Here is a 24,453-nt window from a genome sequence, read left to right on the forward strand (position 1 = left end):
TTTAGGAATTATTAATTTTTTAAATATGATTCACAGTGTCCTGCTTTAAGTCTGCTGCAGTTACCGTAAAGGTTTAGAGAGTGGTGTTTAATTTCGAATTTCAAGAGCTCGCCCATCATGCTTTGGATCTGTCCTACGCGCGGGTCGCAAAACTCTACTACCTTACCGCAATCAATGCAGATAATATGGTCGTGCTGCTTGTATCCGTAGGATTTCTCAAACTGGGCCATGTTCTTGCCAAACTGGTGTTTGGTCACCAGATCACATGAAACCAACAGCTCCAGGGTATTATAGACCGTTGCCCGGCTTACCCGGTACTTTTTATTTTTCATATGGATATACAAAGATTCCACATCAAAATGGTCTGTCCTGGAATAGATTTCTTCAAGTATAGCGAAACGTTCGGGAGTTTTTCTAAGACTCTTATTTTCAAGGTAAGCCTCGAAAATCTTCTTAACCATTGCTATTGTTTCTTGTACGGGCATAAGCTTGTTAACAGCCTCCAAATTTATCCAAAAAAATAAGAATAAATCAAACTAAATGAATTTGCTGCCATTAATATGACGCCGCTCCCTCTCAAAATAGCTTAAGAGGCCTTTACCAGGCCCTTCGGTTCTGAATCAAAACGGGTAACAGAAGTAACACCTTTAATTTGCCTTAATCTTTTGATCAGGTTTTCCAGGTGGAGTGTATCATTCACATAAACCATGATCGAACCCTCAAAGATACCCTCATTGCTGTCAACTATTATAGAACGCATATTTACCTTGAAGTCGTTTGAAATAACCGTTGTAAGTTTATTGATCAATCCCACTTCATCAATGCCGGTTATACGTAGCCCCGTTAAGAATGCAAGTTCTTTTTGCGAAGTCCATTTCGCCTTCACTACCCTGTAACCATAATTTGCCATTAATTTAGTGGCATTAGGGCAGTTGGTACGATGGATCTTAATACCGTCGTTGATGGTAATGAAGCCGAAAACGTCATCGCCCGGAATAGGATTACAACAAGTAGAAAGTTTGTAATCTATCTTTTGAAGGTCTTCGCCGATCAGCAGGGTATCGCTGTCTTTGGTTTTAACCTTGTTAATAATACCTTCCAGCTGATTGGCCTCGATACGTTCAGGACTGCGGTTCTCGGGTATTTTATCCGCGGCCTGGAAATCCTTCAGGTCTTTCAGGTCAATTTTGCCGATAGCTACATTATAGAACAGATCAAGCGTATTATGGAACTTGAAGTGAAAGGCAATCTTGTTTATATTGTCTGAATTGTAGGTGATCTTGAGTGATTTAAGTTTTCTCTCCAGGATCTCCTTACCTTCTTCAGCTACTCTTCTCTTTTCTTCCTTTAAGCTCGACTTGATCTTAGACTTCGCCTTGGCCGTTACCACGAAGTTCAGCCAGTCTTCCTTAGGAGTTTGTTTGCTGGAGGTGATGATCTCCACCTGGTCGCCATTTTGAAGCTTATGCGCCAGGGGAACCAGCTTATGGTTCACTTTTGCACCGATACATTTAGCACCAAGGTCTGAGTGGATCTCGAAAGCAAAATCGAGGGCAGTAGCATCCGTAGGCAGCTGCATAAGTGCTCCTTTCGGTGTAAAAATGAAGATCTCGTCAGAGAAGAGGTTCATTTTAAAATCGTCAAGGAAGTCGAGGGCATTCGACTCAGGGTTTTTCAGCATCTCCCTAACTTTCTGGATCCACTGGTCCAGTCCGCTGTCTGAGGATGATTCTTTGTATTTCCAATGCGCAGCAAAGCCTTTTTCAGCGATTTCATTCATGCGTTGCGTACGGATCTGCACCTCTACCCATTGTCCCTTAGGTCCCATAACCGTAGTATGCAAAGATTCGTAGCCATTCGCTTTAGGCGATGACACCCAGTCGCGAAGCCTGTCAGGATTTGGCCGGTACAGGTCTGTCACAATAGAATACGCTTTCCAGCAGTCGGCTTTCTCATTCTCAATCTTACTGTCGAGTATGATACGGATCGCAAAAAGGTCGTACACCTCTTCGAATGGAATTCCTTTTTTGCGCATCTTATTCCATATAGAATGGATAGATTTTGGCCTTCCATAGACTTCCGCATGCAATCCCTGTTCTTTTAAAATGTCCTTTATCGGCTCAACGAAAGTCTTTACATATAATTCACGTTCCGCTTTTTTCTCATTCAGTTTGCGGGCAATGAATTTGTAGGTTTCCGTTTCCATGTATTTCATGGAAAGGTCTTCCAGTTCAGACTTCATTGCGTATAGTCCCAGGCGGTGCGCCAGAGGAGCGTACAAGTATACCGTTTCGGAAGATATCTTAAGCTGCTTGTCGCGGGGCATGAACTCCATGGTCCGCATATTATGCAGTCTGTCGGCCAGTTTAATCAGGATCACCCTTACATCATCTGCAAGCGTAAGCAGCATTTTTCTGAAGTTCTCTGCCTGCAGGGAGCTGTTATAGTCAAATACGCCGGAGATCTTTGTAAGTCCATCGATGATCCGGGCTACCTTTTTCCCAAATTCCCGTTCAATGTCATCCAATGTAATGGCAGTGTCTTCAACCACATCATGCAGCAACGCGCATACAATAGAGGTGGTTCCAAGGCCAATCTCTTCCGCTGCGATCTGAGCTACGGCAATAGGATGATATATATATGGCTCACCCGATTTACGGCGCATGTCTTTATGGCTATCGAGCGACATGTCGAAAGCCTGCCTGATCATGCGTTTGTCGCCTTTTTGTAAGGTGGCTTTGCTTGCTTTAAGTAAGGCGCGGTACCGTTTAAGTATTTCTTTCTTCTCCGCTTCAAGATCAATCACTAATTCCTTCATAGTCAATTCTTAAGTTTCCTGTCATAAAAAATCTGAAACTTAAATTTCTTATATCCTTTAGGGTTACAATTTCGTATATTGGATATTAATTATATACGAAATAAGGTGTAATATTACACTTTCTAAATTATGAAAAATTATTTGCTGTTAGCTATTTTCTCTTTGTTTTTCAGCTTTTCCCTGTCTGCCCAGGATACTGCGGATACATTCGATCCAAAAGTTAAGGGCAAAAACGATACCATTCGTGTGGCCGTGACACGTGATGAATTTGGAAATTTAATGCCCTGGATTCCTTTAAGAGATGTCAATATCTATGGAAGGCGAACTTTTGCAAGTACTGAGGCACGTATGAAATATAACAGGCTTCGTTATAATGTACTTAAAGTTTTGCCTTATGCAAGATTTGCCCGCGAGCGGTATCAGCGATTGAACGAAGAGCTTACCAAAACCAGCAACCGCAAAGAACAGAAAAAATTGGTTAAAGCTTGCGAAAAAGAAATAAAAGACATGTTTAACCGCGAAATTAAGAACATGTCGATCACTCAGGGCGAGATCCTGATCAAGCTGATAGACCGCGAGACCGGAAACAGTACCTATGATCTGGTGAAAGATCTGAAGGGCGGATTCACAGCGTTTTTCTACCAGTCTGTAGCCCGTGTAGCAGGTCACAACCTCAAACAGCACTACGATCCTAACCAGGAGAGGGACATCGAGAACATCATACAGATGTATGGTTACTACGCCGCCGCACGAATGTAATAAACTTGTAATATCCCAATCACTTCTTCGTTTTATCTTTTCATGACATTCTAGCAGCTGGCAATAGCTATGTTTGCGACTGAAAATGTTGAGCAGTAATTCATAACTCATCATTCATAACTCATCATTCTAAATGAAATTAGACATATTAGTCATCGCCGCTCATCCTGATGACGCAGAACTAGGATGTTCAGGTACATTACTTAAATATAAGGCCCAGGGAAAAAAGATTGGTATAATTGATCTGACCAGGGGAGAACTGGGAACCCGTGGCACGGCCGACACCCGGAAAGAAGAAGCCGCCGCTGCTGCAGATATCTTGAATCTCGACATCCGCGAAAACTTAGGTATGCGTGATGCTTTTTTTAAAAACGATGAAGAACATCAGCTGCAGCTGATCAAAAAGATCCGCCAGTACCAACCGGAGATCATTCTTGGCAACGCTCCGTTCGACCGCCATCCGGATCATGGTAAGGCTGGGGCTTTAATTAACGACGCTGCTTTTTTATCAGGCTTGCCAAAGATCGAAACAAACCTGGATGGCGAAAATCAGAAAGCATGGAGGCCCCGTTTACTGCTGCAGTTTATTCAGGATGCCTATATCAAACCAGACATTGTAATAGACGTTACCGACTTCTGGGATCAGAAAATGGCTTCCATCCAGGCTTACAAAACTCAATTCTACAGTCCCGGCAACGAAGAAACAGGAGAGGAGCAGACCTATATATCCACTCCCGCATTTGTTAAAGTTGTTGAAGGCCGTGCCCGCGAATTCGGCAAACACATAGGAGTTACCTTTGCTGAAGGTTTCGTCTCCAAAAAGATCTTAGGGGTGGATGATCTGTTTAATCTGAGGTAGTAGAATTAATAAAATGGCTCACAGAATATCGCGGTGAACTTTTAAAGGTCTTGATCAGCTTATCACTAGCCCGTCGTCACTAGCCCGTCATCACTAGCACGACGTCGCTAGCCCGTCATCACTAGCACGTCATCACTAGCACGACGTCACTAGCCCGTCGTCACTAGCCCCTCATCACTAGCCCGTCATCACTAGCACGACGTCGCTAGCTCGTCATCACTAGCCCGTCATCACTAGCACGGCGTCGCTAGCACGACGTCACTAGCTCGTCGTCACTAGCCCGTCATGCCGAATTTATTTCGGCACCTCTTGCCCCTAACTCACTCGCTGTCCGGAGTTTTCAACTCCGGATCCACAAATAAAAGCGAGTCTCCAGACTCGCCACTAACCCAATTCCCCCAACACCCTCTCCATCACCTCAATACCCTTATCAATATCACCCTCCTGTAGAATCAGCGCAGGCCGAAACCGTATCGTACTAACGCCACAACCAATAAACATAACATCATTCTCAAAACCCTTCCTGATAAACTTATCTCTCTTAATCTTATCCGGAAAATCAAAAGCAGTCAGCAATCCCCGGCCCCGCACGTTAGATATCAGCCCATACTTCTCAGAAAGCTCAGTCAGCCTGGCCTGCAGGTACGCACCCACCTTCGCAGCATGCTCAACAAGCCCATCTTTTTGCACGATGCGCAGTATCTGCGATGCCCTCACCATATCCACCAGATTCCCGCCCCAGGTAGAATTAAGCCTCGACGGCACCTGGAAAACATTATGTTCAATCTCCTCTACTTTTCTCCCCACCAGGATTCCGCAAACCTGCATCTTCTTTCCAAACACCAGAATATCAGGCCGTGCCTGTTCCCCGAAATGCTCATGACACCAGAATTTGCCCGATAATCCCACACCAGTCTGCACCTCATCGTAGATCAGGAAGCATTCATTTTCGTCAGCTAACACTCGCAGCTGCTCCAGAAACTCCTTACGGACATGTTTGTCTCCACCTTCAGCCTGTACTGGTTCAATAATTATCGCACAGATATCATCTTTGTTATCAGCGAAAGCCTGTCTGATCTGTGCGAGCGAAGCCTCCTCCCGTTGAATCAAAGATGCAGTATTTGCATCCGTAAGTGGAAACTCAATTGCCGGAATACTTATCCTTGGCCAGTCAAACTTAGCAAACCATTTCGTTTTGTCAGGATGAGTATTGGTAAGGCTCAGCGTATATCCCGTACGACCATGAAACGCATGTTCGAAGTGTATCACCTTAAACCCTCGTTCCCGAGTATAGCCCTTGCGGAAGTTCTTCTGAACTTTCCAGTCCATAGCAGTCTTCAGGGCATTTTCTATAGCCAGACCGCCTCCGGCAATAAAAAAGGCATGAGGTAAATAGTCCGGGATACCGATTTGTGCAAAGGTCTCAACAAATTCGGCATACTGCTGAGTGTAGATATCAGAATTTGAAGGATTAGCAAGAGCAGCCAGCAACAGGTTCTTCTTAAACTCTTCATCATTCAGCATATCCGGGTGATTGTAGCCCAGAGGAACCGAAGCAAAGCAGGTGAAGAAGTCGAGAAGATTCTTTTTGTTTTTAGAATCGTACATGTATACGCCTCTGCTTTTCTCAATGTCGTAAGTAAGGTTGTAGCCATCGGCGAGAATATGTTTGCCCAATACTTTATGAACATCCTGAGCAGAAACAGATAACTTGTACATGGGTGCTTTTATTTATTTAATACAAAAATAAGTATGTCCGGGCGTCATGCCGAATTTATTTCGGCAACACTTAAGAAATGTATGGCAAGACATTCTATATGTATTCTGAAGACAAAGACATGGTACAGGTGTTGGGTGTTATTCAACAAGATAGAGGATGTACTGAGAGGTGTAGCTAACCTGCATTTTAAGAAACAAGCTTTTTTGGGCCCCTCTAATTAAGTTCTGAAAACATATCCTCAAGCCAGCTTAAACTTCTCCTTCATTCCCAGCAAACCAAACAAGCCACCGGTATGAACAGCCAGAACCGAAGTTCCGGAAGGAAACCTGTCTTTCTCAATCAGATCAAAAACCGCATACATCATTTTGCCTGTATATACCGGATCAAGCAAGATACCCGTAGAAGCACTAAATCCCCGAATAAAATCCAACAGCCCTGGTGTGGTCTTTGCATAACCACCAAAGTGATAATCCAGGTGTAGATGATACTCCGGATGATAGTCCTGCTCTTTAAGCAATAACTTATCAATCTCATCCCGTAAAAATCCAGCTCCTTTCAACACCGGAACCACATGCACCTCAGCTTCAGCTTGTCCCAACGCAGCTCCATTAATAATGCCTGCCGCTGTAGTGCCGGTGCCTGCTGCACAAAAGAGATGATCAAAAGGCCGGTCTAGTTCTTCAATCAGTTCGGCACATCCTTTTGCCGCTTCAGCACCTGCTCCGCCTTCATCAATAAAAAAAGCCTGCAGATCATTTGCAAAGTGACCCTCAAAAAGCCTTCGTTTATCACGATAGCTTTCCCGATCGCAAAACCGAAGCTCCATGCCAAACATCCGGCACAAAAAGAGTACTTCGTTATTTACATCTTCACCCCTCACAAATGCGGTGCTCTTAAAGCCATAGCTTGCCGCTGCACAGGCTGTTGCCAATAGATGATTAGACCAGGCACCGCCGAAAGTAACCAGATTTGTTTTTTCTTCCTGCTCAGCCTTGATCAGGTTAAACTTTAGCTTTCTCCATTTATTACCCGAAATAAAGGGATGGATCATGTCATCCCTTTTTAAGAATAACCTGATTTTTTTTTCTGAAAGCAGCGGAGTGGAAATCTCGTCTACTGGGCTGTGGATCTTGAAGCTGTGCATTTCCCTTGAAATTGAACGTTCACAAAAAAAGCTCCTTTTCAGGAGCTTTTAAAATACCTAGATAGATAAAAAATACTTTATTTTCCGAAACCAATACCTAAGCCTACGTTAACATAGTTGTACGTTGAAACGTTATATGAACCGTAGATATGTAAAAGGAATAAGTTGATCCCAAAACCAGCACTTGCTCTTAAGTTGTTTACATATTTTTGGTCAATGCTTACTGGGTTGGTGTAAACCTCGTAAGTTTTAGAAACACCGTTGAAACCAGTAGTAACTGGGTAATTACCTCTCAAACCTAAATCAGTTGTAGATGTCATGTATCCAACAGAAACAAAGGGAACGAAGAATAATAATTTTTTAGATACGATTGCTTCTGCATTGATACCAGAAAAAGTTGCTTCAAACTTTTGGTTTGAAAAATCTTTAGTAACGTCAGTCGGGTTTTTAGCGATAGCGTCTTCCGGCTGTACATCAAGGTTGTAAGAGTATTTCAGCTTACTATATCCTAAAGCTACTGCAAGGTCAAACGGCATTGCTTTATTTAATTTTTTAGAAATCAGGCGTAAAGGCTGGAATTTAACGCTTCCACCTACCATGCTTATCTTTCCGAAATCGTCACCTCCATCAATTTCAGGTACATACCTGGCAGTTACCTCGAATCCCTTGATCAAACCAATCGATGCTTGCAATTGTGGAGCTGGAATTGCAGGAGGGTTCAAGCCCTGAGGAAGTTTAAATTCAGTTCCTTCGACTGGTGAGCCATCCTTATAGAGGACCATTTCTGGACCATCTACTTCTTCACCTGCTACTGTTGGTGCTATAACATTGCTTGATGAAGTTGGTCTCAGAGAAGTTAAGCCCAATTTTGTGACATCGAACGACTTTGCACTGTTAGGAACCAAAGCGCCGGTTGCTCCCACACGAATTTCAAAACGTCCCAATTTTTTTGTTGTTCCGGTATTAGTCCAGCCAGAGTTTAAGCCCAAGCCAAATCCTTTGAAGAAAGGTTCCAGGTATGCTTTAGTCAAAAGGGTTGCATCGTCTTTTGATCCAACTAGCAATTCCCCTATCTCATCCTGGGCAAAAGTGGCGTTAGAAAACGTCATTCCACCCACTAAAAATAATGCACTTAATTTTGTAAAAATCCTCATATGTCTGTTTTATTTCAATTTTTAAAATTGTGAAAAAATAATCAAAACAAAAATACCTATTTCTGGGTATTCTGCTGAATTGTAAAATTGTGTATAATTCAAAAATGAAAGATTAATTTTGCAGGCATGTCAAAAGATACAGGCATCCTTGAGCAGGAAGAACAAGATTTATACGAACATTTACGGTTGGTGGTAGATAAAGGGCAGTCCCTGCTTCGTATAGACAAGTTTTTGATGACCCGTGTCGAAAATGCTACCCGTAACCGCATACAAAACGCTATCGAAGCCGGAAGCGTCCTGGTAAATGAAAAACCCATCAAGTCAAGCTATAAAGTCAAGCCTTTTGATGTGATCTCTGTCGTGCTTCCGCACCCGCCCCGCGATACGGAAGTTTATCCGGAAGACATTCCCATCGATATAGTATACGAAGATCAGGATGTGCTGGTAGTGAATAAACCCGCGGGCATGGTTGTTCATCCGGGGTATAACAATTATACCGGTACCCTGGTGAATGCACTGGTATTTCACTTCCAGCAATTGCCCCAATTGCCAGGGAACGACGGTCGCCCCGGTTTAGTCCATCGTATAGATAAGGACACTTCCGGCCTGCTTCTGATCAGCAAGAATGAACGTTCGATGGCTTACCTCGCTAAGCAGTTCTACGAACATACCATTGCCCGGAAATATATTGCACTCGCTTGGGGCGATATTACAGAAGACGGCACTGTGACAGGGTATATCGGCAGGAGTGTACGGGATCGCAAGGTAATGGACATTTATGATGATGAGACCAGGGGTAAGTGGTCTGTTACCCACTACAAAGTGTTGGAACGGCTCGGTTATGTTACTTTGATTGAATGCCAGTTAGAGACAGGACGCACGCACCAGATCAGGGCGCATATGCAGCATATCGGACATCCTTTGTTTAATGATGCAACCTATGGGGGAGACAAGATCTTAAAAGGAACCGTATTCAGCAAATACAGGCAGTTCGTAGATAATTGCTTTGAGATCATGCCGCGCCAGTCGCTGCATGCCTTGTCGCTTGGTTTCGAACATCCTACAACGAAAAAGCATATCTACTTTGAATCGAGCCTGCCCGACGATTTCAGCGGGGTGCTCGAAAAATGGCGCAATTACGTTAAGCAAACAAGCCCGATAATTTAAGGTTATAAAATTCTGTACAACATCTATGAATTTCATTAATTATAACGGTGACATCCTGCCGGCAAATCAGGCGGTATTGACAGTGGGCAACCGTGGTTTCAAATATGGCGATGGACTTTTTGAGTCGATGCGCTTAAAGGATGGGAAGCTGATGTTTGCAGATCTGCATGCCGACAGGCTTAAACGCGGAATGGAAGCTTTAAAGATTGATGGAGCTGCCGCAATTAATGAAAATTTCCTGAGGACAAAAGCTGCGGAACTTTTACACCGTAACCAATATAGAAATAATGCCCGTTTGCGCTTAACAGTGTTCAGGGATGCTGAAGGCTTATACAGCCCTTCAGGTAACCGGGCGGGTTATGCATTTGAGATGAGCGAACTGCAGGAGTCGCAGTACTTAAGTAATGCCAAGGGACTGATCGTTGATGTTTTTGATGAACTGACTAAGCCGGTAAATTACCTTTCCAATCTCAAAACTTGCAACTCCCTGTTATTCGTTATGGCAGGGATATACCGCAAGCAGAATAATCTCGATGAGGTTTTTCTCCTTAACCAGCATGGTTTTTTATGCGAGTCCATGAGTTCGAACGTTTTTGTGCTCTATAATAACACGCTGTACACCCCCGCTTTAAGTGAAGGTTGTATAGAAGGGGTAATGCGAACCGTAGTCATGAACCTGGCAGAAGAAAACGGGCTCCCCATTGTTGAAGCCCAAATAAACCCCGATATCCTGAATATAGCGGAAGAAGTGTTCCTAACCAATACCAGCCGCGGAATACAGTGGGTGATGGGATTTAATAACAAACGTTATTTCAACGAAACCTCAAAAATGCTGCTTGATAAGCTGAACAGTATTATCGTTTAAAACATAGTAAAAGTGCCCTGAAGAGGGTATTTTTACTATAATTCCCTCAAGCCCGCTGAAACTTCCAGTTCCTAAATTTGATCCACGATCCACAGATGGTTTCCTTGTCATATTAAACTTGTTTCTTCGTAATTCTGAACTTGTTCTTTGTCATCCTGAACTTGTTTCCTCGTCATCCTGAACTTGTTTCAGGACCTCTTGCCTAAGCATAGTTCAAGAGGTGCCGAAATACTTCGGCATGACGTGGAGCATAGATAAGATTAGTTTGTCCGTCATCTGAACTTGTTCATCCCGAACTTGTTTCCTCGTCATCCCGAACTTGTTTCCTTGTCATCCTGAACTTGTTTCAGGACCTCTTGCCTAAGCATAGTTCAAGAGGTGCCGAAATCCTTCGGCATGACGTGGAGCATAGATAAGATTAGTTTGTCCGTCATCTGAACTTGTTCATCCCGAACTTGTTTCTTCATCATCCTGAACTTGTTCTTTGTCGTCATCCTGAACTTGTTTCCTCGTCATCCTGAACTTGTTTCAGGACCTCTTGCCTAAGTGGGCGTCACTCTAAGTATCTCAGTCGGTTTATCGAGCTTCAAACCTCCTCGTACAAATCCCTCATATCTGGATTCATAGACTTTATCAAGTTTATTTTCCAGTTTCGATGCCAGTTCTTCAACTGCTTCTCTCGCTCTATCGCGAAACTTATGTCCCCAAGGATTTCATAATAAACAAGATAAGTGCATCTGTATTTAGAAGTGAATTTTGAGCCTTTTTCCTCCTTATGCTCAAATATTCGCTGCCTTAGGTCACTGGTAACACCTATGTAAAAAACACTCCTTTGAATGTTGGAAACTATGTAAACGTATCCTACTTTTGTCATAATTGGGATCTAGCGATTCAAAGTAAGGATGTTTCTTACGACCAGTCAATGACGTAGAAGGGTATCTTTCAGCCGGTATAAAATCAAATGATGAATGGTGAACTTGTTACTTCGTCATCCTCAACTTGTTTCTCCGTCATCCTGAACTTGTTTCAGGACCTCTTGCCTAACAATGTTTCTATGGATAGCTCAAGAGGTGCCGAAATAAATTCGGCATGACGACCAGGAGACTGAATTCGGGATGACGACCAGGATACTGAATCCGGCATGACGACCAGGAGACTGAATTCGGGATGGGGAGCCCGGTTGATATATTAGCCAGTAATAGGTTACTGGCTAATATTACTTACAAATAACTGTTCTGCCTCAAATAATGATCAGCAATGGTCAATGCAGCCATGGCTTCAACTATCGCTACTGCCCTTGGTACAACACATGGATCGTGCCTGCCTTTACCTTTAATTTCTGCAGCATTACCTGTCTTATCAACAGTATCCTGGTTATGCATGATGGTGGCAACAGGCTTGAACGCTACCTTAAACGTTATATCCATTCCATTTGAAATACCACCCTGTATCCCTCCGGAGAAGTTGCTTAAAGTACTAACACCTTTTCCTTCAGATGCCGGCACAAAAACATCATTATGCTGTGTACCCCGCATTTCCGAACCGGCAAAACCAGAGCCATACTCAAAACCGTGTACGGCATTGATGCTAAGCATAGCCTTGCCCAGATCAGCATGAAGTTTATCAAACACCGGTTCACCCAGGCCAACCGGACAGTTGCGGATCACACACGAAACCTTCCCGCCAACAGTATCCCCGGCTTTCCGAACCGAATCAATGAAGTCGATCATTTCATTCGCCGTCGCCGGATCCGCACAGCGCGCAATATTACTCTCCCGAACTTCCAGCAATTCACCTAATGCGCTGGTATCGATATTAGGAGCATCAATAGTTCCAACAGAAGAAACATGAGCAAAGATCTCAACGCCTTTCTGCTTAAGGAAAAGCTTCGCTACAGCACCCGCAGCCACCCGAGCCGCAGTTTCACGAGCGGAAGAGCGGCCTCCGCCACGATGATCCCGGATGCCGTATTTCGACTGGTAGGTATAATCAGCATGAGAAGGACGGAAAATATCTTTGTTATGATCGTAATCTTTCGACTTCTGATCTTCGTTAGGGATCAGCAAAGCGATCGGCGTACCGGTACTTCTGCCTTCGAAAACCCCCGACAAGATCTGAGCGCTATCACTCTCCTTACGCTGGGTAGTGATCTTCGACTGACCTGGCTTACGTTTATCCAGCTCGCTCTGAATAAATTCCAGATCAAGATCAACATTAGGAGGGCAACCATCAATGATCACACCGATAGCCACACCGTGTGATTCTCCGAAAGTTGTAATGCGGAACAATTGTCCGAATGAGTTACCTGCCATTATAGAGTTTAAATTCTAAGTATTATTATGTTTAGCGTTGGAAGTTCAGAGTCAAAAATTCATCACTCATCATTCGTCACTCAAAAAACGAAGCCTGCTTTCCTAAGATCTTCCCAGAATGAAGGGTAGGATTTTCCTACAACTTCAGGTTCTTCAATTTCGAGCTGATTGATCTTCAAAGCCAGAGGGGCAAAAGCCATCGCCATTCTGTGGTCTTCGTAAGTTTTGATAGTGATCTTATCAGGAAAATGAAGCCCGGAACAATCCAGATGGTATAGCTCATTTTCTTCGATCAGTTTCACCCCGATCTTAGCCAGCTCATTTTGCAAAGCCGCTACACGGTCGGTTTCCTTGATCTTCAAAGTCTCCAGGCCTGTAAACGTAGCATTGTGACCTAATGCTGCACTTACAACGATCACGGTCTGGGCCAGATCAGGACAATCTTTCAGATCAAAGAAGTCACCATTGATTTCTGAAGCTGATTTCACCAGGACCAATCCCTCATCCGTAAATGCGGTGGTTATGCCGAAGCTTGTCATGATGTTGCTGATGCGGCTGTCGCCCTGCAAACTGTTTTGCTTTAAGAAGGGAAGGTTTATCTCACTTTTATCAGACAATGCAGCAATAGCATACCAGTACGAAGCAGCACTCCAGTCTGGTTCTACCGTAATCACTGAAGGTTGAAACGCCTGCGCCGGTATCGAGATCACAGATCCATCCCAGGTGTGATTAATGCCTGCTTCAGCCAGCATAGCCAGGGTCATTTGAACATACGGACTGGAAGTAAGCTCACCTTCGATCGTAAGTTCCAATCCCTGAGGCAGGGAAGGGGCAACCAACAGCAGGGCAGTGATAAACTGCGAACTGATGTTTCCTTTAATGCTTACCTTGTTGGTCTTTTGCTCAAAAGAAGGCTTGAACTTTAACGGAGGGAAACCCTCTTTTTCAACATATTCAATTTCTGCACCCAATTGCTTCACCGCATCTACCAGGATCCCTATCGGACGTTGCTTCATCCTTTCCGTTCCCGTAAGAATTACCTCCTGCCCGGTTGTGGCAAAATAAGCAGTAAGAAAACGCATGGCTGTTCCGGCAGGACCGATATTGACAGTAGGTACTTCAGAAACCGAAGCAACCGCAGCCCCATTTACCGGTCTTAGCCCTTCCAGTATCCCGTTAAGGGTAACCGTATCATCAGCAGAGGAAAGGTTTCTAACCTCAACCTTTCCTTTGCTGGAGGCATTTAAGATCAAAGCCCTGTTGCTTTCACTTTTCGAACCAGTAAGCTGTATGGTGCAAGAAGTGTCTTTAATGGGCTTTGAAAGGATTAATGCTTCCGCCATCTTACTGAACAACTTGTTTAGCGTTCATGATAGCAGTTTGTTTCTTGATCGATTCAGCGTGAATCAGCTCTAAGAACTTAGTAGTGAACTCTTCATCTAAGCTTAATGCTTTTGCAAAGCTGGCACGTTTCTGAATGATCTCGTCCCAACGGTTAAGCTGAAGGATAGTAATATCGTTATCCCTTTTGTACTCACCAATCTTCTCCACGATCTTCAATCTTTCAGAAAGTTTCTGGATCAATTGATCGTCAATTTTATCGATCTGCTTACGAAGTTCAGCCAGTTTATCAGACACCGCAGGGTTAGTAGCCTCCGGGTGACGAACAGTAAGGTTGTCGATCAGGTCGGATAAAGCAGCAGGAGTAACCTGTTGTTTCGCATCAGTCCACGCTACAGATGGGTCAATATGCGACTCGATCATTAATCCGTCGATCTCTAAGTCTAATGCTTTTTGAGAAATGTAAGGAATTAATTCGCGGTTTCCGCAGATGTGACTTGGATCGCAGATCACGGGTAAGTGAGGCAATAAAGTTTTAAGCTGAATAGTAAGTTCCCACATTGGTTCGTTACGGAAAGCAGACTTTTCGTAAGATGAGAAACCACGTGATATAGCAGCCAGTTTAGTGATACCAGCACCATTGAAACGCTCTAATGCACCAACCCATAGTTGAAGATCAGGGTTTACAGGGTTTTTAACCATTACAGGGATATCAACACCTTTAAGAGCGTCAGCAATTTCCTGAACGGTAAAAGGGTTAACTGTTGAACGTGCTCCAACCCAAAGGATATCCACACCAGCTTTTAAAGCTTCTTCAACATGTTTTGCGTTAGCAACCTCTACAGTTGTAGGTAAGCCGGTTTCAGTTTTCGCACGTTTTAACCATTCCAATCCGATGCTTCCGATACCTTCAAATTCTCCCGGACGGGTACGTGGTTTCCAGATACCTGCACGTAAAACAGATACTTTGCCTGTTTTAGCAAGAAGGTGTGCAGTAGACAATAACTGGTCTTCTGTTTCAGCGCTGCAAGGACCAGCAATTACTAAAGGCTGATGAGATGCTTTTAACCACGCGCTTAATGGCTCTATATTCAAGTTCAGTTTCATACTATTTTATTCTATTTAATGTGCAAAATTAATGTTCTTATATATTTCAATGAAGCTTTCCAAATCCGGTTTTTCGTCACTCTGACTTTGTTTCTTCGTCATCCTGAACTCCGGTTCGTCATCCCCAACTCGCTTTCTTCGTCATCCTGAACTTGTTTCAGGACCTCTTGAGTTAAACATAGTTCAAGAGATGCCGAAATGTCGTCCTGAACTTGATTCAGGACGGCATGACGGTCGTGTTACCGCTTAACCTAACGACCGTGTTACAACTTACAACTTCCTTACACAGTATCATTCTTCAGATACTCTCCCAGTATCGTAAAATTCACCGTGTGCCTAAGTACTTTCCGGATCGCCTCTTCATAATTCTTGTGATTATCCCACTCAATATCTACATAGAAATTATACTGGTTCCGTTTCCCTAACACCGGCATTGACTGGATTTTACTCAGGTTCACCTCATGTTCTGCAAACACCGTAAGCACTTTAGAAAGTGAACCCACCTCGTCGCTTACCTGGAAAGAAAGAGAAGCCTTATTGGCATTTTCGATCGCCAGGTCTTTATTATCGCTGAGTATCAGGAAACGCGTATAATTCTTTTTATTCGTTTCAATACGGCGCTCCATAATCTCCAGTCCGTATAGTTGGGCCGCAAGCTTATTCGCAATTGCAGCAGTATCAGTTAATTGCCCGTCGCGAATCTTTTTAGCACAAGCCGCAGTATCCGTGCTCTCCACTACATTCAAATGTGGATACTCGTTAAAAAAGTCATCGCACTGGCGGATAGCGATCGGGTGTGATTCCACCTTTTTGATCTGGTCAAACCTAACACCTGGCAAAGCAAGCAGGTTCAGCTGAATATGCAGGTAAACCTCACCAATAATGCAAAACTGGTAGTCGCGCAGTAGCGTATAGTTAGGAAGCAGGCTGCCGGCAATGGAATTTTCAATAGCCATCACTACGAAGTCAGCTTTCTTATTTTTAAGCACTTCGCAAGTTTCTTTAAAGGAGTTACATTCTGTCGTCTCGATGTCCACTCCAAAAAACTTCAAGGCAGCTTCTTCGTGAAACGAAGCCTTAATTCCCTGTATTGCTACTCTTTTCTTCTCCATTGGTTAAAAAAAAAGTCCCGGCTTTTGGGCCGGGACTTTATATATGAGTTCTTTTTGTCAAAACATATTCGTCCCGGCTCTTACTGATAGTAGTAAAAGTAACCGAACCAATATGTAGTGTTTTTTGTCATTTCTTTTTGCTGTTCCAAAAGTAAGATTCTGAAACTGAATTTTAAAATTAATTTTTAAAATAATTTTCGAGCCGGGTTCTTTACATGTTGGTTTCGCAAGTTGATGTACAGAACTAAAGCACACGGCGCGCGTGCGCTAGCATTCGCTAACATAGCCCCGCTGCTGGCGCACGCGTGCCAGTTAACTAGTTTTCCAGACCACTCATTGCTGACGAACCCATCTTGTCCGTCGAGTTCCCCATCCTGTCCGTCGAGTTCGCCCCAGCGGCTCTACGGATTCCCAAATAAAAGAGAGTCTCCGACTCTCCGCTCGCCTTTACCTAAGCAACAAGCTCCCGGTAAAAATCCAAACTCTCCACAATCTTATCCTCCTCCAGGTAATTGTTGTAATCACATTCCCCCAATCGCTTCAACAAAGCAAAGCCGATATTCCCCGACGTGTTCTTCTTATCATTCTTCATAAACTCAATAAGCGCAGGATACATCGAAGGTGATAACTTATAATCCGGAAAGATGCCCCTAACAATCTCAACCAGCTCATTCAGCCCCTCTTCACTAAGCGAATTATATTTATGCGATAAATAAGCCTCGCAGATCATTCCAATAGCGATAGCCTCGCCATGCAGTAAGGGATTCTTGTCATTCTTCAGCGAATAGCTCTCCACAGCATGGCCAATGGTATGACCGAAATTCAGCGTTTTCCGTAATCCTTTTTCAAACGGATCAGTGGTTACCACATGGTTTTTTATCTCAATTGAATGATAAATGATCTCAGCAGGAATATTCTCCGGACTAACGCCCTTTAATTTATCGAGGTAATCTTTATCCGCTATAAATCCATGTTTTACGATCTCCGCAAAACCTGAAACCAGTTGCCTCTGATCAAGCGTTTGCAAAAACTCCGTAGAAATGAAAACCGCTTTTGGCTGTGCAAACGTTCCAACAATGTTTTTAACGCTACCCAGATCGATACCCGTTTTCCCGCCTACCGATGCATCCACCTGCGATAATAACGTGGTTGGGATCTGAACAAAGTCAATCCCCCGCTTAAAAGTAGAAGCAGCAAAGCCCCCAAGGTCGGTGACCACACCTCCACCAAGGTTTATCATCAAACTATTGCGGTCGGCCCCAAAATCCAGCAAGTTCTGCCATACCCCGATACAGTAGTCAATGTTCTTATTTTCCTCACCCGGATCAACCTCAATGATGTCATAAGTGTCAAGTTCAGGCAAGTACTTCTTAATTACCGGCAAACAGTGTTCAGAAGTGTTAATATCAGTAAGGAAAAAGATCTTCGTATAGTTTGACTCAGCCAATAGAGTTTTAAGGCCGCCAAGATCAGTATCGAAAAATACAGAATAGCCGTTGCTTTGTATAGGAAGCATAATTATTTAACCAAAATTTTATTGTTATCGAATTCCACTATGTCTCCGCTCTTTACTTTCAAGCGCTTCCGGGTATCCACCTTGCCATTGTATTTTACAAGCCCTTCAGTAACCACAATCTGAGCATGACCACCCGTCTCCACAAGATTTGTCGCCTTCAGCAGCTGGATCAAAGGAATGTACTCACCCTCAAGCTTAAATTCAATCATGCCGCGAAGTTACTAAAGAAATTTGTTTCTGCTATAGGACGGCCCATACATGTAAGGGGCACATGAATTGAAAGTGACATCCAAAATTCGTTTCCGTCCTCATCCTGAACTTGTTCCGTCCTCCTCCAAAATTCGTTTCCGTCGTCATCCTGAACTTGTTTCGTCGTCATCCTGAACTTGTTTCGTCGTCATCCTGAACTTGTTTCAGGACCTCTTGCCTGAACTTGTCTTGCAAGCATACTTCAAGAGATGCCGAACCAGTTCGGCATGACGACAGCTCAACCCGGCTCTGCCCCTGCCTCATTGAATCCTCTTCAATTTTCCTTAAGTTTGCTTAATGGCAGAAAAGACGGGCGAATTCCATACTAACAGCACTTTGCTGGATTTTGATAATACAGAAATTGCATTCAAAGGCAAAACCGATGCAGAGCTAAAAGCCTCTTACCGGCTCTTTAAGCTGATGAGCAATAGTACGCTCGCCAAAATAGGACCATCCATCACCCAGTCCGCTTTAAAAATAGGCCTGCCTGTAAGCGCCCTCATCAAAAGAACCTTATTTAAGCAGTTTTGCGGCGGCGAAACCATCGAAGAATGCGAAACCACCATTGAAGCGCTTGCCAAAGCCTATGTAGGCACCATTCTCGATTATTCCGTAGAAGGAGCCCTCAACAGCAACGCCTATACCCATACCGCAGAAGAAGTTGTGCGGACCATCACCAGGGCCAAAGACGATCCCAGGGTTCCCTTTGCCGTGTTCAAACCCAGCGGAGTAGCCCGGTTTAAGTTACTGGAAAAGGTCAGCTTAGGGAAAATACTTGATAATGCAGAACAGGTAGAGTGGTTCAAAGTAAAAGGACGGGTAAATCATATTTGCAAAACCGCTTATGATATGGATGTGCCCCTCATGATTGATGCTGATGAATCCTGGATTCAACCCGCTGTCGACAACCTGGCGCTGGAAATGATGCGGATGTACAACCGCGACAAGGCCATCGTCTATAACACCTACCAGCTTTACCGCGAGGGCATGTTGTCATCCCTGCAATCGCATTATTACCGCTCCCAGTCCGAAGGGTTCATTATGGGAGCCAAACTGGTAAGAGGCGCCTATATGGATAAAGAACGGGCACGGGCCGCGAGGTTAAATTACCCTTCGCCCATTCAGGAAAACAAAGACACCACCGATAAAGCCTATAATGACGCGCTTGAATTTTGTCTGGAAAATATCAATGACCTTGCTATTGTAGCAGGTACGCATAATGAAGCCAGCTGCATGATCCTGACAGAGCTGATGAAAAAACAGCAGCTGCCTGAAGATCATCCGCATATTTACTTTGCTCAGCTTCTGGGCATGAGCGATAACCTCAGTTTTAACCTTTCGTATTTCGGCTATAACGTGGTAAAATACGTACCATACGGCCCAGTGAAGCAGGTATTGCCTTATCTTTTCAGAAGGGCAGAAGAAAACACAGCTATTGCCGGACACATGGGACGTGAACTTAGCCTGCTGGCTGCTGAGAGAAAAAGGAGGGGAATTTGATTTCCCATTACGAGAAAAAACTAGTCCCGCTCAGAACTACCACTCACAACTTGAATACCAATCACAATGATTTTACGTATTCAACTTGTGAGTGATCACTTTTCACTTTTAACTCCCAAACCTACCCTGGAGTATTCAGTTTTTTAAGCAATTCTTCAGAAATATCGTCCGAATACACCCCATAAGCATTAACAAATACCCCTTTTACATTATATTTGTCAGATTCTATTCCATACACAATAGAATTATCTCCGGGATCAGACATGCCTTCAAATCTGTACAGTTCCGAAATGGTAAAATCGTCAGGTTGAAGATATATATTTTCTGAGCTGCTATGTAATACCCCGTTTGCAAGATTAAAATCCAAATTGAAGCCACGATTCTTTAGATCGGTTAGAGCTTCTGATACTGTTTGATAGTTCTCCATGACAAAATAACATCGCTTGAAGGAAATTTGTTTATCACTCGTTCAAATCAAGCAGCAAAGACCTCCACATTATCTGGGAGTCTTTCAGTTCACTGAAGACAATCAGCTTGTTAACAATCCTTCACGGTACATGTATTTTTCAAGACTATCATCCTTTGTCATCAAATAAGTATTGAAACCCATCTCTTGAGCAGTTTTTAAATGCTGCGGACTATCGTCAATATAAAGGGTTTCTTCAGGAATCAGATTACTGTCCCTTGCAACAAACTCAAAGATCTCGCGGTCGGGTTTGCGCATTCGGATAAGATGAGAGTAGTAAACCTTTTCAAAAAATACATCGTTCGACTCAATATGATATTCCCGGTTCAGGTAATCATTAATATAATCCATATGGATCTCATTGATATTGCTTAACAGGAAGGTGCGGTATTGCTTTTTGGCTTTCAGCAAAATTTCATGGTTAACAGGAGGCACCCCAATCAGCAGCGTGTTCCAGGCATTGTCGATTTGATCGTCAGTTAAACCGGGCTCCCCACTTATGCGCCTCACACCATCCCTGAACTCAGCCGAAGATATATTGCCCTTCTCAAATTCATTAAAAATAGGATCATGGCCTGCATGAGCAAAGAAACGTTCCACATTTTTAATACCCAATTCAGTAAAAGAATGCTGTGTTTTATTGAAGTCTATGTTAAAGATTACGTTCCCATAATCGAAGATGATGTTTTTAATGAAATTCATAACGGCAAAGGTAGGGGGGAAGTTGAGGTTTAAAGCTAAATTTTAAAGTTAAATTTTAAATTTAGCCCGGTCTCACCCTTGTCTCACCCCCTGTCCTCGTTGTTCCTCACTTAAACCCTGTCCTTAGACTTCAGCGCAGCGGTGTCTAAGGATTCTTAAATGAAAGGAGTCTCCAGACTCCCTGGCACTTCAACACCCTCCTCAGCCCAACATCCCAAATAGCCAGAGCGGAATCTTATTCGATATTCCAGCCTCTATATCATCCGCAACAATAAACGACTCTTCAATGCCATTGATTTGGTTGCCTGATTTTGCCTTTCCTCCAATTTCAAAAGTATATTTATCATCAACCAAAAAGTCCCCTTTTGAAGGAAGTTTTATATCGTGTTTGGAGTTCTTAAGCTGCCCCATAAAAAAAGCCTCGCGGATTGTTCCCCTGTCTGCATTTTCAGGTGTTAACGCATAAGAAAGATTTGTATTTTCCAGGAATACCTTATCTGGCTTCTGTAAAATACTTGTACTACGCCCGGCAGCAGATAGCGTATTAATTAAACGAGCACCTTCCAGGTAGTACAAATACTCTACAATGATATTCCGGCTCATACCGGTCTTTTCTGCCAGTTTCGAGATATTTGGTTTAAAAGGAACGTTGGTAGCCAGAATATATAAAAGTTGATAGACTTTCCTGGAGTGGTGGGGGTTAAAGCCACTTATAAACTGCAGATCCTCTTCAATGATCAATCGTACCACCCTTTCAATACGCATGTGATAAGTGTGAATGTTTTCAATAAAGAAAGGATAATAGCCAAATTTGAGATAGTCGCCGAAATGTTTCAGAGGCTTAAAATCCTTCATGAGTTCATGGGCGATCTCCACATGGTGTTTCAGAAGGTCAGTTAAAGAGCTCCTTTTAGGAGCGGCGATTCCGGAAAACTGTAAAAATTCACGGTATGAAAGACCTGTTAATTCATACTGGACAGCACGTCTGCTTAAATCAGCATTTTTCCTCGATATGTCAATCACCGAAGAGCCTGTAAATACAATTTTCAGATCCCGGTAGAAGTCGTAAATGTTTTTAATTTCTTTCGCCCAGTCGGGGTATTTATGTACCTCGTCAATAAATAGTATTTTCCCTCCTTGTTGCCTGAACGTAACAGCGAGGTCAGACAAAGTATGGGAAGTGAAATATATATCATCCATTGTGATATATAAAGCTTCCTTGTTAAAGCCGTATTGTTCTTTAAGGCGCTGCAACATCAGCGTAGTCTTGCCGGTACCTCTCGCGCCCACAATGCCGATTAAACGGTCATTCCAGTCTATTAGCCGGCCCTGTTCCCGGATAATATCCATTGACTGATCCTGAATTACAATATTAGATTTAATTTGCAATGTCTCCATTTTGCATTTATTTCGTGCAAAAATACAGTAAAATTGAATTAAATAAGTGCAAAATAATGAATGCTTTATTTGAGCAAGTCCTTGCCCCTTGAACGTCTTTACCTCGCAGGCCTATACATTTTAAGCTTTTAAACAAGAACGGGCCCCTTATTCAGGCGCCCGTTCTTTGTCATTATTATCTATAAATAATTTAATCAATTACTTTTCCATAACGTACTGATACACCTCTTTTATCTTATCATTACCCTCGGTATACTCATCACTTTCAGATATAACAAGTTTCGAAGAGGTTAGTTCTTCAATCGTATAAACATCCGTATCATCATCTTCAATAAGCGTTAATTTGTTCCCATCAACACGGTAAGAATAAATTTCCGGATCAGATCCATCGTCATTCCAATCCACAGTACCGTTGCTTTTAAACTCTACATAAGCTCCAGCTTCATAAGAATACTCATCAGTTTCGATTAACTGACCGTTCTTATACTCTTTCTCAACCTCTTTCTTAAGGTTCCACTTTCCAACGATTTTCGCACTGTTATTTTCATCGTCATCTTTTTTGCAAGAAGAGAAAGCCACCGTCACGGCAACAAACATCAGAAATAGGAAATTCTGTTTTTTCATTGTGTTTTTTAGTTAAAAATTATCATTCTAAAACGAAGGTGCAATGATACACCATTATTCCCGCTTTCTATATACCCACATTTCGGTATTTTCACGTCAATTCACGACAAAGTTCACCTCAAACAATCAACAGAATTAGCACAACCAACAGAACAAACAGCACTAACATACCCCCGGTTAGGTGTATTCTTTTAAGAAAATAATGAATTCAGTTCCTTCACCGGGACTTGACAACACTTCCACATAGCCGCCGTTCCTTTCAATCATTCTTTTGATCAGGCTTAAACCCAGACCGGTTCCCGAAGCCTGGTTAGTGAAGCGTTTAAAGGGATTGAATAATTTGTCCATATTCTTTTTCAGGTCAATTCCTATCCCATTATCTTTGACACTCAATACTACGTATCCTTTCTCCTGACGCGTTTTAAACACTATCCGCAACTGTCTTTCTGCGCTCCGGTATTTTACCGCATTGCTCAACATATTGCTGATCAGGCTTTTTAAATGAGCTTCCAGGTAGATTATTTCTTCGCGACCCGAAAAGTCGTATACCACTTCTGCGTTTATTTCCTGCAGCAGATCTTCATATTGCTTCATTATAAAAAGCAGCTCGTCTTCAAACTTTAAGTGTTCAAGCTTATCAGAGGGAACGCGTTTGGTATCGATAAGCACTATCAGCCCCTGTAGCAGAGCTTTCAGGTTATCAGATGACTGTCTGATCTTCTTAATAAACTCAAGTTGTTTTTCCTGGGGCATGCCCCCTTTTAAGATAAGTTCAGTTAACAGAGATATGGACGTGATCGGTGTTTTGAAATCGTGCGACACCACATTGATAAACTGCTCCATATCCTGGTTTGCAATTTCGAGCAGGTTTATCCGCTCGTGTAGTTTTTGTTCCGTCAGTCTCTTATCGGTGAGATCGTTAAGAAGCATAATGTTAAAGCGTTCCTTGTTTTCATCACTAAATGAGGTTACTTTAATATCCAGGAACCTGCCGTTGATCTCCACTGGTTCATACTGCCCGGGATTGGCTTTATCCTGGTTTACAGACAAAAACTCATGTAAATAATGTTTGTCCGAATGGGTTAAATGTTTCCCTAATACCTCTTTAGCACACGAGTTTAAACTTAGAATCACCTCATTTTCATCATAGATCACCGCACATACCGGCAATTTTTCAAAAAACACTTCAAGGTTCTTCACCGGAAAGTGGTTTACCTGGGTAGGTGCGGGCATGCTGATGTGCTGCTGGACACGGCTAAAACTTCTCCGTTGAGCAGTTTTTCGGGCCGCATTTTGCAATACAGCAATAACAGAATCGTCCGCCGAATAAGCTGTTATGAGAACATTGGTGCCGATTCCCGGGCTAAACAAAATGGCTTGCTTTGCCTTTACCAGTTGTTCCGGAAAAGGTAGTATCACGATAGCTAATAACCTATCATGGCGACTGATATTGTGTATTATTTTTACGGGGTTCACTGCCAGCGGTCCAATCAGGAGTAGGTCCGACTCTTTAAGCGTCTCAGTGTTAACACCAGAATCTACAAACTCCACGAAATCCACTGCCTGGATAGCCGCTTTTTTAAATCTTGATTCCAGGCTGTCAATTAGTTCACCAAAGCCTATATAAGAAATTTTCAAAT

Annotated in this window: 23 protein-coding genes; 5 read left to right on the forward strand and 18 right to left on the reverse strand. The window is 43.1% G+C overall.

The genetic code is table 11. The features are described 5' to 3' along the window. Window positions 1-11: 11 nt before the first annotated feature. Together J3P37_RS02990 and J3P37_RS02995 are read right to left on the reverse strand one after the other, a co-directional pair. Window positions 12-485 (reverse strand): Fur family transcriptional regulator, encoded by a 474-nt coding sequence (locus J3P37_RS02990; RefSeq protein WP_256009512.1) that lies wholly within the window; start codon window positions 483-485, stop codon window positions 12-14. Window positions 486-586: 101 nt separating this feature from the next. Next, window positions 587-2,818 carry a RelA/SpoT family protein gene (locus J3P37_RS02995; RefSeq protein ID WP_256009513.1) on the reverse strand — a complete coding sequence of 744 codons (2,232 nt, stop codon included), beginning with the start codon at window positions 2,816-2,818 and terminating at the stop codon, window positions 587-589. A 129-nt stretch (window positions 2,819-2,947) separates the two neighbouring features. Here J3P37_RS02995 and J3P37_RS03000 point away from each other — a divergent pair, with 129 nt between their 5' ends. Together J3P37_RS03000 and bshB1 are read left to right on the forward strand one after the other, a co-directional pair. Next, window positions 2,948-3,577, forward strand: a complete 630-nt coding sequence (locus J3P37_RS03000) for a DUF4294 domain-containing protein (RefSeq protein WP_256009514.1) — start codon at window positions 2,948-2,950, stop codon at window positions 3,575-3,577. A gap of 133 nt (window positions 3,578-3,710) precedes the next feature. Beyond that, window positions 3,711-4,436, forward strand: a complete 726-nt coding sequence (gene bshB1 / locus J3P37_RS03005; protein WP_256009515.1) for a bacillithiol biosynthesis deacetylase BshB1 — start codon at window positions 3,711-3,713, stop codon at window positions 4,434-4,436. Window positions 4,437-4,820: 384 nt separating this feature from the next. On the opposite strand, the gene lat is transcribed toward bshB1, so the two are convergent. The 3 genes from lat to J3P37_RS03020 all read right to left on the reverse strand — a co-directional run bounded on the left by lat (window position 4,821) and on the right by J3P37_RS03020 (window position 8,454). Continuing rightward, complete coding sequence (gene lat / locus J3P37_RS03010; protein ID WP_256009516.1) at window positions 4,821-6,155, reverse strand: L-lysine 6-transaminase; 1,335 nt, start codon at window positions 6,153-6,155, stop codon at window positions 4,821-4,823. Window positions 6,156-6,394: 239 nt separating this feature from the next. After that, window positions 6,395-7,300 (reverse strand): 1-aminocyclopropane-1-carboxylate deaminase/D-cysteine desulfhydrase, encoded by a 906-nt coding sequence (locus J3P37_RS03015; RefSeq protein WP_256009517.1) that lies wholly within the window; start codon window positions 7,298-7,300, stop codon window positions 6,395-6,397. Window positions 7,301-7,377: 77 nt separating this feature from the next. Continuing rightward, a complete protein-coding gene (locus tag J3P37_RS03020; protein WP_256009518.1) occupies window positions 7,378-8,454 on the reverse strand; it encodes a DUF6588 family protein in 1,077 nt (358 codons plus the stop codon). 126 nt (window positions 8,455-8,580) lie between these two features. Here J3P37_RS03020 and J3P37_RS03025 point away from each other — a divergent pair, with 126 nt between their 5' ends. Both J3P37_RS03025 and J3P37_RS03030 read left to right on the forward strand, forming a co-directional pair. After that, window positions 8,581-9,621, forward strand: coding sequence for an RluA family pseudouridine synthase (locus tag J3P37_RS03025; protein ID WP_256009519.1), 1,041 nt, complete (start codon window positions 8,581-8,583; stop codon window positions 9,619-9,621). A 25-nt stretch (window positions 9,622-9,646) separates the two neighbouring features. Continuing rightward, window positions 9,647-10,486, forward strand: coding sequence for an aminotransferase class IV (locus J3P37_RS03030; protein ID WP_256009520.1), 840 nt, complete (start codon window positions 9,647-9,649; stop codon window positions 10,484-10,486). A 586-nt stretch (window positions 10,487-11,072) separates the two neighbouring features. Here the strand turns inward: J3P37_RS03030 and J3P37_RS03035 are convergent. The 8 genes from J3P37_RS03035 to J3P37_RS03070 form a co-directional block, all read right to left on the reverse strand. Then, window positions 11,073-11,360, reverse strand: coding sequence for a GIY-YIG nuclease family protein (locus J3P37_RS03035; RefSeq protein WP_256009521.1), 288 nt, complete (start codon window positions 11,358-11,360; stop codon window positions 11,073-11,075). Between the two features lie 346 nt (window positions 11,361-11,706). After that, window positions 11,707-12,798 carry a chorismate synthase gene (aroC, locus tag J3P37_RS03040; protein ID WP_256009522.1) on the reverse strand — a complete coding sequence of 364 codons (1,092 nt, stop codon included), beginning with the start codon at window positions 12,796-12,798 and terminating at the stop codon, window positions 11,707-11,709. Between the two features lie 80 nt (window positions 12,799-12,878). Next, entirely contained in the window at window positions 12,879-14,141 is a 1,263-nt protein-coding gene (gene aroA / locus J3P37_RS03045) for a 3-phosphoshikimate 1-carboxyvinyltransferase (RefSeq protein WP_256009523.1), read from the reverse strand. A gap of 1 nt (window position 14,142) precedes the next feature. Next, window positions 14,143-15,246, reverse strand: coding sequence for a bifunctional 3-deoxy-7-phosphoheptulonate synthase/chorismate mutase type II (locus tag J3P37_RS03050; protein WP_256009524.1), 1,104 nt, complete (start codon window positions 15,244-15,246; stop codon window positions 14,143-14,145). 281 nt (window positions 15,247-15,527) lie between these two features. Beyond that, window positions 15,528-16,358: a prephenate dehydratase gene (locus tag J3P37_RS03055; RefSeq protein ID WP_256009525.1), complete on the reverse strand. Its 831-nt coding sequence runs from the start codon at window positions 16,356-16,358 to the stop codon at window positions 15,528-15,530. A gap of 451 nt (window positions 16,359-16,809) precedes the next feature. After that, entirely contained in the window at window positions 16,810-17,874 is a 1,065-nt protein-coding gene (gene aroB, locus J3P37_RS03060) for a 3-dehydroquinate synthase (RefSeq protein ID WP_256009526.1), read from the reverse strand. 2 nt (window positions 17,875-17,876) lie between these two features. Further along, complete coding sequence (locus J3P37_RS03065; protein ID WP_256009527.1) at window positions 17,877-18,083, reverse strand: RNA-binding S4 domain-containing protein; 207 nt, start codon at window positions 18,081-18,083, stop codon at window positions 17,877-17,879. Further along, on the reverse strand, window positions 18,080-18,253 hold the full coding sequence (locus tag J3P37_RS03070; protein ID WP_256009528.1) for a hypothetical protein: 174 nt from the start codon (window positions 18,251-18,253) through the stop codon (window positions 18,080-18,082). Before J3P37_RS03070 ends, J3P37_RS03065 begins: the two co-directional genes overlap by 4 nt. Window positions 18,254-18,420: 167 nt before the next feature. Here J3P37_RS03070 and J3P37_RS03075 point away from each other — a divergent pair, with 167 nt between their 5' ends. Then, window positions 18,421-19,623: a proline dehydrogenase family protein gene (locus J3P37_RS03075; RefSeq protein WP_256009529.1), complete on the forward strand. Its 1,203-nt coding sequence runs from the start codon at window positions 18,421-18,423 to the stop codon at window positions 19,621-19,623. Window positions 19,624-19,744: 121 nt separating this feature from the next. Here J3P37_RS03075 and J3P37_RS03080 read toward each other — a convergent pair whose 3' ends face one another. The 5 genes from J3P37_RS03080 to J3P37_RS03100 form a co-directional block, all read right to left on the reverse strand. Next, a complete protein-coding gene (locus tag J3P37_RS03080) occupies window positions 19,745-20,050 on the reverse strand; it encodes a phosphoribosylpyrophosphate synthetase (RefSeq protein WP_256009530.1) in 306 nt (101 codons plus the stop codon). Between the two features lie 102 nt (window positions 20,051-20,152). Continuing rightward, entirely contained in the window at window positions 20,153-20,791 is a 639-nt protein-coding gene (locus J3P37_RS03085; protein WP_256009531.1) for an HAD family hydrolase, read from the reverse strand. A gap of 201 nt (window positions 20,792-20,992) precedes the next feature. Next, complete coding sequence (locus J3P37_RS03090; RefSeq protein WP_256009532.1) at window positions 20,993-22,189, reverse strand: ATP-binding protein; 1,197 nt, start codon at window positions 22,187-22,189, stop codon at window positions 20,993-20,995. A 198-nt stretch (window positions 22,190-22,387) separates the two neighbouring features. Then, window positions 22,388-22,813: a lipocalin-like domain-containing protein gene (locus J3P37_RS03095; RefSeq protein ID WP_256009533.1), complete on the reverse strand. Its 426-nt coding sequence runs from the start codon at window positions 22,811-22,813 to the stop codon at window positions 22,388-22,390. 177 nt (window positions 22,814-22,990) lie between these two features. Further along, window positions 22,991-24,451 (reverse strand): sensor histidine kinase, encoded by a 1,461-nt coding sequence (locus J3P37_RS03100; RefSeq protein WP_256009534.1) that lies wholly within the window; start codon window positions 24,449-24,451, stop codon window positions 22,991-22,993. Between the last annotated feature and the right edge of the window lie 2 nt (window positions 24,452-24,453).

It is taken from the genome of Desertivirga xinjiangensis (assembly GCF_024436435.1).
Taxonomy (GTDB): domain Bacteria; phylum Bacteroidota; class Bacteroidia; order Sphingobacteriales; family Sphingobacteriaceae; genus Desertivirga; species Desertivirga xinjiangensis.